This is a genomic window from Ancylobacter sp. G4_0304 (assembly GCF_047501495.1).
GTDB lineage: Bacteria > Pseudomonadota > Alphaproteobacteria > Rhizobiales > Xanthobacteraceae > Ancylobacter.
In genome coordinates this window covers 25066-36159 of the sequence record NZ_JAZDRM010000039.1, presented here as the reverse complement: position 1 = coordinate 36159, position 11094 = coordinate 25066, and the positions used below count along the sequence as shown (strand labels likewise).

Below are 11094 nucleotides of genomic sequence, written 5' to 3'. Positions count from 1 at the left end.
CTCGGGCACCGGGGCCGGCTGGGCGGCGGCGGCCTCGCGCGCGGCGATCGCCTCGCGGGCAGCGGCAAGGCCGGCGCCCTGGCCGACCATCGAGCCGTCATAAAGCTCCGGCGAGGTCAGCACGCGCAGGCCCGTGACCGGCTCGGAGCTCTTGCGCCCGTTCTGCGGACCAACCTTGGGATGCTCGCCGCGATCGAAGGCGTCGATGATGTTTTCGAGGATTTCCGGGGTCAGGTCCTCATAGACGTCTCGGACCACCTGGACCATCGGCGCGTTCACGCAGGCACCGGCGCACTCGACCTCTTCCCACGACAGGTTGCCGTTCGCGGACACATGGAACGGCTCGGGATGAATCTTGCGCTTGCACACCTTCATCAGGTCACCCGCGCCCTTGAGCATGCACGGTGTGGTGCCGCACACCTGGATATGGGCGTTCCTGCCGACCGGCAGGAGTTGGAACTGGGTGTAGAAGGTCGCGATCTCGTAGACCCGGATCGGCGCCATGCCGAGCATGTCGCCGACATAACGCATCGCCGGCTCAGAAACCCAGCCGCCGGCCTGTTCCTGCGCCCGCATGAGCAGCGGAATCACCGCGCTGGCCTGCCGGCCCGCCGGATACTTCGCAATGGTCTTCTGCGCCCAGTCGAGATTTTCCGCCGTGAAGGCGAAGCTCTCGGGCTGAAATTCCTTGGGTGCAAGCCTACGGACGGACATGCCCTAACCTTCCGAACGAACCGCCTCGCCCGACGGGCTCAGCGGTCCACCTCACCGAACACGATGTCCAGCGATCCGAGGATCGCCGAGACGTCCGCGAGCATGTAGCCGCGGCAGAGGAAATCCATCGCCGACAGATGCGCGAAGCCGGGCGCGCGGATCTTGCAGCGATAGGGTTTGTTGGTGCCATCGGCGACGAGATAGACGCCGAACTCGCCCTTGGGCGCTTCCACCGCGGCATAGACCTCGCCGGCGGGTACGTGGAAGCCTTCCGTGTAGAGCTTGAAGTGATGGATCAGCGCTTCCATCGAGCGCTTCATCTCGCCGCGCTTGGGCGGGACGATCTTGTTGTCGACCGCCGAATGCGGGCCGGGCTCTTTCAGCAGGCGCTCGCAACACTGGCGCATGATGTAGGCCGACTGCCGCATCTCCTCCATGCGGATACAGTAACGGTCGTAATTATCGCAGTTCTTGCCGATCGGAATGTCGAATTCCATCTCGTCGTAGCACTCGTAGGGCTGCGACTTGCGCAGGTCCCACGCCGCGCCGGAACCGCGCACCATGACGCCGGAGAAGCCCCAGGCGAAGGCGTCCTCAAGGCTGACAATGCCGATATCGACATTGCGCTGCTTGAAGATGCGGTTATCGGTCAGCAGGCCTTCGAGGTCGTCGCAGACCTTGAGGAAATACGGGATGAAGTCGCGGATATCCTCGATCAGCTTGACCGGCAGGTCCTGGTGCACGCCGCCGGGGCGGAAGAAGGCGGCATGCATGCGCGAGCCCGAGGCGCGCTCATAGAACACCATGAGCTTCTCGCGCTCCTCGAAGCCCCAGAGCGGCGGGGTGAGCGCGCCGCAGTCCATGGCCTGCGTGGTCACGTTCAGCATATGCGAGAGGATGCGGCCGATCTCGGAATAGAGCACGCGGATGAGCTGGGCGCGCTTGGGCACCTCAAGGCCGAGCAGACGCTCCACGCCGAGGCAGAAGGCGTGCTCCTGGTTCATCGGCGCCACATAGTCGAGGCGGTCGAAATAGGGCACGGCCTGAAGATAGGTCTTGGTCTCGATCAGCTTCTCGGTGCCACGATGCAGAAGGCCGATATGCGGATCGACGCGCTCGACGATCTCGCCGTCGAGTTCGAGAATGAGACGCAGAACACCATGCGCCGCGGGATGTTGCGGCCCGAAGTTGATCTGGAAGTTACGGACGTTGGCGTCGGTTTCGACAGGTGCGTTCATGTTCCGTCTCCGCCTCAGCCCGCCTTCGGAGCCGGCGCCGCGGCACCGGCCTTCTCGTCGCCGGGCAGCACGTAGTCCGGCCCTTCCCACGGCGACAGGAAGTCGAAGTTGCGGAATTCCTGCGCGAGCTTCACCGGCTCGTAGACCACGCGCTTGCGCTCGTCGTCATAGCGCACCTCGACGAAGCCGGTGGTCGGGAAGTCCTTGCGCAGCGGGTAGCCGTCGAAGCCGTAATCCGTCAGCAGCCGGCGCAGCTCGGGGTGGCCGGAGAACAGGATGCCATACATGTCGAACGCCTCGCGCTCGAACCACAGCGCGCCCGGAAACACCGGCGTGGCGGACGGCACCGGCGACACCTCATCGGTCTCGACCCGCAGCCGCACGCGGGCGTTCAGGGTCGGCGACAGCAGATGATAGACCACATCGAAGCGCTTCTCGCGCTTGGGATAGTCCACGCCGCAAATGTCGATGAAGCCCACGAAGCGGCAGGACGGGTCGTCGCGCAGGAAGGTGAGCACCTTCAGCACCTGCGCGGCGGAGACGACGAGGGTGAGCTCGCCGAACGCCACCACCACCTCGTCGACGGCGCCCGGCAGGGCCTCCGCAACGTGGGTTCCAAGTTCCTTAAGGGTCTCGTCCATGTCGGTTCCGCATCCCGCTCTTGGGTCGCATTGGCCGGTCGGCGTTAGGAAGGCTCAGCGCTCGATGGTGCCGGTGCGGCGGATCTTCTTCTGGAGGAGCAGCACGCCGTAAAGCAGCGCTTCCGCCGTCGGAGGACAGCCGGGGATGTAGATGTCGACCGGAACGATCCGGTCACAGCCGCGCACCACCGAATAGGAGTAGTGATAATAGCCGCCGCCATTGGCGCAGGAGCCCATGGAGATGACGTAGCGAGGCTCCGGCATCTGGTCGTAGACCTTGCGCAGCGCCGGGGCCATCTTGTTGGTCAGCGTGCCGGCGACGATCATCACGTCGGACTGGCGCGGAGACGCGCGGGGCGCGAAGCCGAACCGCTCCACGTCGTAGCGCGGCATCGACGTCTGCATCATCTCGACCGCGCAGCAGGCGAGGCCGAAGGTCATCCACATCAGCGAGCCGGTACGCGCCCAGTTGATGAGATCGTCGGTGGCGGTGACGAGGAAGCCCTTGTCGGCCAGCTCCGCATTCACCTCCACGAAGAAGGGATCGGTGGCGCCGACCGGGCGGCCGGTATTCGGATCGATGATGCCCTTGGCTGCAGGCGCAACCAGAGGACCACCGGACATCGGAGGATTAACGGCGCTCAATCCCATTCGAGCGCTCCCTTCTTCCATTCGTAGACGAAACCGACGGTGAGCACGCCGAGGAACAGCATCATCGACCAGAAGCCGAAATTACCGAGTTCCCCGAAGGTGATGGCCCACGGGAACAGGAAGGCGACCTCAAGATCGAAGATGATGAAGAGGATCGACACCAGATAGAAGCGGACGTCAAACTTCATGCGCGCGTCGTCGAACGCATTGAAGCCACATTCATAGGCCGACATCTTCTCCGGATCGGGCCGGCTGAAGGCGACGAGGAACGGAGCCACAAGCAGCGCCACGCCGATGATGGCGGAGACTCCGATGAAGATGACGACCGGCAGATAGTCCTGAAGCAGGCTGCTCATGGGCTGCATCCTCCCCGGCCAGTGTACGCCGATATGGCGGTACCATCGCAGTTGCGAAATATTCAAAGCACGAGGGCAGGCTTATCGCACCGTCCTAGGCGAGGCAAGGGCAACAATGCGGCTTCACTGGGCCTGGTATACAGAATTCACAGCTTGACCGAACGGCCTCCTGCCTTTCTACCGCATTGCGGCATGTCCTTGGGTGACGCCCGGATTATTCTGGCATGCCACTTTGGTCGCATATGCCCGGCAAGAGCCGGTCGCAGCACGGAAAATGGATCATGCTGCAGTGCGGTTGCGATGGGCGATATGACGCATGCACGCGCCGCCGCGGTAGGCGGACGGTAGCGATATATGGGCACCCCAGCTGGTGACCAAGCCTATGGAGCGGTGTCCGGCGTCATCGGGACGCCCACGGATGCCGCCGCGCCGGATGAGCCGTTCTCCAGGAACGGCGAAGGCCGCCGCAACGCGCCGCTGACCGGCACGCTTGTCGTGCCTTCGGCCGAGGGAGCTACTTCCGGGGTAGACTCGCGCAGTTCGCCCGACAGCCACAGCGCCACGCCGACGACGGCGAACGCGCCTACCCATGTTCCGGCGCTGGCGTCGCGCGCATGTGGCACTACCAGCGCCATCGCCAGAACAGCACCGACGATCAGGATCAGCCAGGACAGCATCGCTCCCTCCATTTGAGAAGGAACAATGCGCCCTGCGCCGGAGGGTTCCTTGCGGCCTAACGCGACGGCTGGCCGCGCACCGCCCACCGCGTCATACGCTGCTCGACGAGGGCGCAGGCGGCATAGACGCCGATTCCCATCAGCGCGATGGCGAACAGCCCGGCGAAGGTGGTGGCGGAATCGTTGCGTGCACTCGCCGACAGCATCAGGAAGCCGATGCCGCGATTGCCGCCCACGGTCTCCGACAGCACCGAGCCGACGAAGGCCAACGTCACCGACACTTTCAGGCTGGCGAACAGATAGGGCATGGCACGCGGAATCCCGACCTTGGTCAGCGTCTCCCACTGGCTGGCGCCGAGCGAGCGCATCAGGTCGCGCATTTCCGGCTCGATGGTGGCGAGGCCGGTGGCGACGTTCACCACGATCGGGAAGAACGAGATGACGAAGGCCGTCACCACCGCCGGCAGCGCGCCGATGCCGAGCCAGATCATCAGAATCGGGACGATCGCCACCTTTGGAATCGCGTTGAAGGCGATCAGCAGCGGGTAGAGCCCGGAATAGACGAAGGGCGAGGCGCCGACCGCGAGCCCGAGCACCAGGCCAAAGGCGATGGCCATGACGAATCCCGCCAGCGTGGTCCACAGCGTCTCCAGGCAGAATCGCAGCAGGATGTCCCAGCGCTGGACGATCACCTCCATGATGCGGCTGGGCCGCGGCAGAATGATCTCCGGCACCGCGAAGGCGAGGCAGGCGAGCTCCCAGCCGATCAGCAGCACCGCGAGGGTCAGCCATGGCATGGCGAGGCGCAGCAGGCGGCGCTGACGGCCGGTCATGGCCCCCTCCCCGGCATCAGGCGTGCTCCATCTGGATGCGCTCGCGCAGTTCGTGGACGATCTCGACGAAGCCGGGCTCGAAGGTGGTCTCCAGCGTGCGCGGGCGCGGCAGGTCGATGGTGCGCCGCTTCACGATCCGCCCCGGGCGGCGGCTCATCACATAGACCGTATCGGCGAGATAGACCGCCTCGCGTAGATCATGGGTGACGAGGACGGCGGTAAAGCGCCGCTCCAGCCACAGCTTCTGCATCACCCCCCACAGTTCCTCGCGGGTGAAGGCGTCGAGCGCACCGAACGGCTCGTCGAGCATGAGGATTTCCGGCTCGTGGATCAGCGCCCGGCAGACATTGCAGCGCTGCTGCATGCCGCCGGAGAGCTGCCAGGGATATTTGTCGCCGAAGCCGGCGAGCCCGACCGACGCCAGCAGCGCCTCCGCCTTGGCCTCATACTCCGCGCGGTGGCGCCGCAGCCGGTGCTTGTGCGGCGCCACGACCTCGAAGGGCAGCATGATGTTGTCGCGGGTGGTGCGCCACGGCATCAGCGTGGAGTTCTGGAACGCCATGCCGACACCGGGGATCGGCGCCGTCACCTCCCGCCCATGCACCAGCACCGTGCCCGCGCTCGGCGGCAGCAGGCCGGTGACCAGCTTCATCAGCGTGGACTTGCCGCAGCCGGACGGGCCGACCACCGCGACAAACTCACCCTTTTCGATGCTCAGCGTGGCGTCGCCGAGCGCCACCATGCGCTCGCGCCCCTCGCCATAGGACAGGCTCACATTGCGCAGTTCGACGAGAGGCTCTGACGCCATGGCCGGTTCGTGAGCGCTCACGGCGCGACCATGCGCTGCTCTTTCGGGGGTAGGTATTTGTCGGAGAACACCTTGTCCGGCGGCGGGGCGCTCGGCAGGCCGAACGCCTCCGAAACGTCGGTGATCGAGCGGGCGAAGCGCTCGGGATCGACATTGCCCATGCCATTGGCCTTCACGAACGGCGTGAGCACGTTCATGTCGAGCGAGAGCTTGAGCCGCTCCAGTTCCAGCGCCTCATCGATCAGCGGATCACGCGTCTTGACCGCGTCGATGCCGGCCTGCGGGTTGGCGGCGACTTCCTTCCACGCCTTCGCCGTGGCGCGCAGGAAGGCGGTGACCACCTCCGGCTTCTGCGCCATCGCCGGCGAGACGATGATGCCGTTGCCGTACACGTCCATGCCGTAGTCGCTGTAATTGAACGAGACGATCTCCTCGGCCGGCACGCCGCGCGCCTTGAGGTCGAGGATCGACGAGAAATAGTGGCCGGAGATGAAATCCACCGTGCCCTGCACCAGCGACTGCTCGCGAAGCTGCGGGGTGAGGTTGACATGCTCGACGCTCTTGGGGTCGAGCCCGACCTTCTTGGCGAAGGCCGGGAACAGGCGGAATGAGGCATCGAACACCGGCGCGCCGAGCTTCTTGCCCGCGAGGTCGGCGGGCTTCGCGATGCCGTTCTTCTTCAGCGTGTGCACGCCGAAGGGCGGGAAATCATAGGCGATGAAGACGGCCAGAATCTCCTTGCCGGGATTCTTGGCATTGTACTCGATGAGCGAATTCACGTCGGCGAAGCCTATGTCATAGGCACCGGTGGCCACGCGCTGCACCGCCCCGGCCGAGCCCTGGCCGGGGTCCATGGTCACATCGAGCCCCTCTTCCTTGTAGTAGCCCTTGTCGAGCGCGAGGATGAAGGGCGAGGTCGGCCCTTGGAACACCCAGTCCAGCGTGAACTTCACGGGCGTCTGCGCCCTAGCCGCCATCGGTGCCGCAAAAACCGCCACCGCACCGAGCGCGAGAGCGCCGAGACCCTGCGTGAAACGCGCGATGCCGGACCCGCGCGAAGCGTCCTGTCCTGCTGCCGAATGCGGCGTGTGGTGGCGTGTGATGGCTCCATTCATCGCGGGACCTCCCCTGTCATGCGCAAGCAGTATCGACCGATTCTCACGCGCGGTGGACAAGAGAGGCCGCGGGCGAGAGGTCGTTCGTATGCAAATTCACCGCCAGTGCGCTCGCCGCGCGCCGCCAGCCTGCCGTGCCTTTGCGCAAGACGCCGCGGAAAATCAGCGTGACTGCCGCTGCGTCACCACTGGCCGCGGCGGGAAGCTATCGCCATTTTAGAAATAGGGGCGAGCGTTTTGGCCATTGCAGAAACCACAGGCGATGGCCGGGAGGGTGCGATGCTTTACTGGACCATCCTGATCGTCGGCGGGCTGATCGTCGCGGCCATGATCCGCATGCAGCGCAACGCGGCGCCTGGGTCCTGGCTGCTCATCGTTGCCGTCGCCGGGGGCGTGCTGTGGCTGGCGAGCCTCGTCGACACGCCGACCATGGAGCCGCAGCCGGGAATCGACACGCAGGCGACCTCGGTGCCGCCGAGCGGCTATCAGGCCCTGCCGCCGCCCACCGAGGATTATGAACAACCCGCCGCCCCGCGCTGAGCGGCGCGGCGGGTTGCGTTCATGAGCGGATCGCGCGGACGATCCAGATCAGGATGCAGGCGCCGATCACGCCGGCGACCAGATAGCCCAGCCAGCCGCCGAAGCCGACGCCGATGAAGCTGAACAGGAAGCTCGCGACCGCCGCGCCGATGATGCCGAGAACGATGTTCGCCAGGATGCCGGTGCCGGTGTTCATGACGGCGGAGGCTATCCAGCCCGCCAGACCGCCGATGATGATGGCGGCGATCCATCCGATTTGTGCGTCTTCCATGCCAATCCCCTTCGTGGCGTGAGTGCGGAGCGGAAACGCCGGACGCCCCCGATCGGTTCCGGTTCGCCGCTACCTTTCATGCCGGTGGTGCGCCGGTCATCAGCGAGGCGAGCCCGGCATGTTACCGTCATCTCCGCGAGTCGTGCAGATCGGCTCATATGCATCGGAGTGCCGGACATGAATCGCCTGAACCTGTCGCCCCGCCCCTTCCGCGCGCTGGCGGCGCGCTTCGTGGCCACCTTGGTGCTGACCGCGGCCGCGGTCCTGCCTGCCGCCGCGCAGGAGGGCGGGCGGATCGAGGTCGGCAGTGGCGTCGGCTACGAGGCGATCGGGCGCTGGGACACCGCGCGGCTCGACAGCGTGGTCTCCACGGAGGCGCCGGCCTTTTTCGGGATCGATTCGCCGGCGCCGCCGGCGCGCAACGCGGTGAAGCTCTACCGCGTCACCTATCCCTCGGTCGTCCCCGAACGCGGCAACCGTCCGATCATCGCCACCGGCCTGCTCGCCATTCCCGACACCGACGCCACGCGCTTTCCGCTGCTGTCCTACCAGCACGGCACCGTCTATGGGAAACAGCAGGTGCCTTCGTTCCCCGACCAGTCGCCGGAGACCGCGCTCGCGCTCGCCCGCTTCGCCGGACAGGGCTACGTCGTGATCGGCGCGGATTATTTCGGCATGGGTTCCTCGACCGAGCCGGAAGGTTATCTGGTCAAGGAAAGCCACCAGCAGGCCACCTTCGACATGCTGATCGCGAGCCGCGCGGTTCTGGCCCACATGAAGCTCGCGACCGGCAAGCTGGTGCTCGGCGGCTGGTCGCAGGGCGGCTTCGTCACCATGGCGCTGCTGGAAAAGCTGGAGAACGCCGGCGTGAAGGTCGCGGGGGCAGCGACCGCAAGCGCGCCGGTCGACGGCTTCCTCTGTCTCAACGGGTTCCTGTTCTTCCCGCGCGCCAATGACGCGAACTGGGTCAACTCGCTGTTCGTGCTCACCGCCTTCTCCTTCGAGAACTATTACGGCGTTCCGGGCCTGGCCCGCTCCCTGCTGACGACCGAGGGGTATGAGGCCGGACGCAAGATCTATGAGCGCGAGCCGGTCGAGGCTGCCGACCTTCCCACTGACCTGCACAAGCTGATCCAGCCCGATTATTTCGATCCGCAATTCTTCGCCGCCTCGGCCTATGGCCGGATCCTGAAAGAGCGGACGAATGCCTATCGCTGGGTGATCACGACCCCGGTGCGCAATTACTATGGCGAAGACGATGAGGTGATCGCGACCGATTTCGGCAAGCTGGCCGCGAGCTATCAGCATGCCATGGGGGCCGGCAATTCCCGGGTCGAGGCGATCTCGACCGGCAAGACCAACCATCGCGGCACCTACGCCACAGCCATACCGGAATGGAAGGCGTGGTTCGATTCGCTGCCGGACGAGTGAGGGCGGGCCCTCGCCTCACTCGCATTTCGCTTTCGTGCGGAACGCGAGGCCACCGGCGCGGGTTGTCCCCTGACAACGACCGTCAGGAGGCTACGATGATCATTTCCGAACAGCACGACAAGGATAAGTCCAAGCCCGGCGAAACCCGCAAGGACCCCGACAAGCCCGGCCGGAAGGAGCCGGGCCATGCCCGCAGCGCCAACCCGCAGCAGAGCGTGCTTGCCGGCGAGGACGACGAGAAGGAAGCCACGAGCAAGGCCACGCCCCGCTGAAACGGGGCGTCGGCGCGCGACAACCGCGCGGCGAGCAACTTGGATGATATGTGAGGAATTGAGTGGCGGGAGTGACGGGGCTCGAACCCGCGACCTCCGGCGTGACAGGCCGGCGCTCTAACCAACTGAGCTACACCCCCAACGTCGGAGCGCCGTGGGCGCCGCGTCGAGTGGGGCGGGAATTACGGCAGGCCCCGCCGGGTGTCAAGCGCGTCTGACGTCATCCACAAGCGATCAGCCCGGCAATTGTGGACGACGCCCGGCGAGAATGCCGTCCATGGTCGCCATGGCGGCGATCAGCAGCGGCACGGCGAGGAAGGTGCCGACCGGCCCCCACAGCCAGGTCCACAGCGCCATGGAGAGGAATACCGCGAACGGGTTGAGCGATACACGCCTTCCCACGATCAGCGGCGTGAGCACCTGTCCCTCGATGCTGGTGATGACGAGAAACGCCGCCGCCGGCAGCAGCGCGGCGAACAGACCCGGAAAAGTGACGATGCCGGCAATGGTGAGAATGAGCGTCATCACCGCAGGCCCGACATACGGCACATAATTCAGCACGCAGGCGAGTGCGCCCCACAGCAGGGCGTTAGGCAGGCCGAGCGACCACGTCATCGCGGTGGTGGCGATGCCGAGACCGATATTGATGGAGGTGGCGGCGATCAGATAAGCGCCGAGCCGCTCCTCGATCTCGCGGAACACGCGCAGCGTCGCGAGCCGGGTCGAGCGCGGCGTCATCGCCTGCACCACCTTGCGCTTGATCTGCGTGCGGCCCGCGAGAAAGAACAGGAGCGAGCCGACGAACAGGATGAACTCGCCGATCGCCGGCGTAACCAGGCTCAGCACGCTCTCCAGCATCCGCGAATCGGCGACGGCAACCGTCATCGGCGCCTCCGCCGCACGGCCGATCGCCTCGATCGAATCGAAGAAGGACGAGATGCGCGCCATGGCCGGCTTGAAGGAGGCGAAGCGCTCCTGAAGTGTCGCCCCGATTTCCGGCGCACGGGCGATCCACTCGGCGAGCGGGCCGGACAACACGCTGGCGACGCCATAGATCGCGGCGATGATCGCGGCGACGAGCACAAGTGAGGTGACGGCGGAGGGAATGCCGCGCTTCGCCAGCGCCTCGATCGCCGGGCCGATCACGCTGCCGATGATCACCGCGGCCACGATGGGAATCAGCACCGATCGCGCCGCGACCAGCGCGCCGGCCAGAACCACCAGCGCGATCAGCGTTATTGAGACCTGGGTGAGACGCAGCCAGAGACGGTCATTTCGCATCTGCTGGACAGAGCCAGGAGACAGCTCCGCGGGAACTCCGCCACCGACGGCAGATCCAGCCCCCGAGCCACGCCAGATTTCCACCGTCTTCCCCCGCTTATCGGGCGCGCATCATGGCGACCGCCGGCAGTCAAACGCGCGGGCACGACGCCGGTTCCCACACCCAACGAAAGGTTGTGGCGCGGGCTATGGCCATTCGGCTTGGCCGGACGGTTGAATTCCGTCATGCTGCGGCCGCATTCAAGGCCCGCAAAGGCCCTTCCGCG

The 11094-nt window shown here is 65.7% G+C and carries 14 protein-coding genes and 1 tRNA gene; 3 read left to right on the top strand and 12 right to left on the bottom strand.

The genetic code is table 11. The annotated features are described in order from the left end of the window. From nuoE to VRZ77_RS18575, 9 genes are all read right to left on the bottom strand, one after another. A partial coding sequence (gene nuoE / locus VRZ77_RS18615) for an NADH-quinone oxidoreductase subunit NuoE (RefSeq protein ID WP_414594079.1) occupies positions 1 to 714 on the bottom strand: 714 nt, incomplete at its 3' end. A gap of 38 nt (positions 715 to 752) precedes the next feature. After that, a complete protein-coding gene (locus tag VRZ77_RS18610; RefSeq protein ID WP_414594078.1) occupies positions 753 to 1952 on the bottom strand; it encodes an NADH-quinone oxidoreductase subunit D in 1200 nt (399 codons plus the stop codon). Between the two features lie 14 nt (positions 1953 to 1966). Continuing rightward, positions 1967 to 2593: an NADH-quinone oxidoreductase subunit C gene (locus VRZ77_RS18605; protein ID WP_414594077.1), complete on the bottom strand. Its 627-nt coding sequence runs from the start codon at positions 2591 to 2593 to the stop codon at positions 1967 to 1969. Between the two features lie 54 nt (positions 2594 to 2647). After that, positions 2648 to 3244: a NuoB/complex I 20 kDa subunit family protein gene (locus VRZ77_RS18600; RefSeq protein WP_414594076.1), complete on the bottom strand. Its 597-nt coding sequence runs from the start codon at positions 3242 to 3244 to the stop codon at positions 2648 to 2650. Further along, positions 3235 to 3600, bottom strand: coding sequence for an NADH-quinone oxidoreductase subunit A (locus tag VRZ77_RS18595; protein WP_414594075.1), 366 nt, complete (start codon positions 3598 to 3600; stop codon positions 3235 to 3237). The genes VRZ77_RS18600 and VRZ77_RS18595 overlap by 10 nt, the downstream gene beginning before the upstream one ends. Before the next feature lie 380 nt (positions 3601 to 3980). Beyond that, positions 3981 to 4277, bottom strand: coding sequence for a hypothetical protein (locus VRZ77_RS18590; protein WP_414594074.1), 297 nt, complete (start codon positions 4275 to 4277; stop codon positions 3981 to 3983). Positions 4278 to 4333: 56 nt separating this feature from the next. Next, positions 4334 to 5110, bottom strand: a complete 777-nt coding sequence (locus VRZ77_RS18585; protein WP_414594073.1) for an ABC transporter permease — start codon at positions 5108 to 5110, stop codon at positions 4334 to 4336. A 16-nt stretch (positions 5111 to 5126) separates the two neighbouring features. Next, positions 5127 to 5918: an ABC transporter ATP-binding protein gene (locus tag VRZ77_RS18580; RefSeq protein WP_414594072.1), complete on the bottom strand. Its 792-nt coding sequence runs from the start codon at positions 5916 to 5918 to the stop codon at positions 5127 to 5129. Positions 5919 to 5935: 17 nt separating this feature from the next. Then, a complete protein-coding gene (locus tag VRZ77_RS18575; protein ID WP_414594071.1) occupies positions 5936 to 7033 on the bottom strand; it encodes an ABC transporter substrate-binding protein in 1098 nt (365 codons plus the stop codon). 279 nt (positions 7034 to 7312) lie between these two features. On the opposite strand from VRZ77_RS18575, the gene VRZ77_RS18570 reads away from it, so the two are divergent. After that, the gene (locus VRZ77_RS18570) at positions 7313 to 7573 is read left to right on the top strand and encodes a hypothetical protein (RefSeq protein WP_414594070.1); all 261 of its coding nucleotides are present in this window, start codon (positions 7313 to 7315) and stop codon (positions 7571 to 7573) included. 19 nt (positions 7574 to 7592) lie between these two features. Here the strand turns inward: VRZ77_RS18570 and VRZ77_RS18565 are convergent, their stop codons facing one another. Continuing rightward, a complete protein-coding gene (locus tag VRZ77_RS18565; RefSeq protein WP_241618912.1) occupies positions 7593 to 7844 on the bottom strand; it encodes a GlsB/YeaQ/YmgE family stress response membrane protein in 252 nt (83 codons plus the stop codon). A gap of 177 nt (positions 7845 to 8021) precedes the next feature. Here VRZ77_RS18565 and VRZ77_RS18560 point away from each other — a divergent pair, with 177 nt between their 5' ends. Continuing rightward, positions 8022 to 9275 (top strand): alpha/beta hydrolase family protein, encoded by a 1254-nt coding sequence (locus VRZ77_RS18560; RefSeq protein WP_414594069.1) that lies wholly within the window; start codon positions 8022 to 8024, stop codon positions 9273 to 9275. A 95-nt stretch (positions 9276 to 9370) separates the two neighbouring features. Beyond that, the gene (locus tag VRZ77_RS18555) at positions 9371 to 9547 is read left to right on the top strand and encodes a hypothetical protein (RefSeq protein ID WP_414594068.1); all 177 of its coding nucleotides are present in this window, start codon (positions 9371 to 9373) and stop codon (positions 9545 to 9547) included. A gap of 63 nt (positions 9548 to 9610) precedes the next feature. Here VRZ77_RS18555 and VRZ77_RS18550 read toward each other — a convergent pair. Both VRZ77_RS18550 and VRZ77_RS18545 read right to left on the bottom strand, forming a co-directional pair. Further along, positions 9611 to 9687 (bottom strand) — tRNA-Asp (locus VRZ77_RS18550). Between the two features lie 94 nt (positions 9688 to 9781). Then, positions 9782 to 10828 (bottom strand): AI-2E family transporter, encoded by a 1047-nt coding sequence (locus tag VRZ77_RS18545; RefSeq protein WP_414594067.1) that lies wholly within the window; start codon positions 10826 to 10828, stop codon positions 9782 to 9784. Between the last annotated feature and the right edge of the window lie 266 nt (positions 10829 to 11094).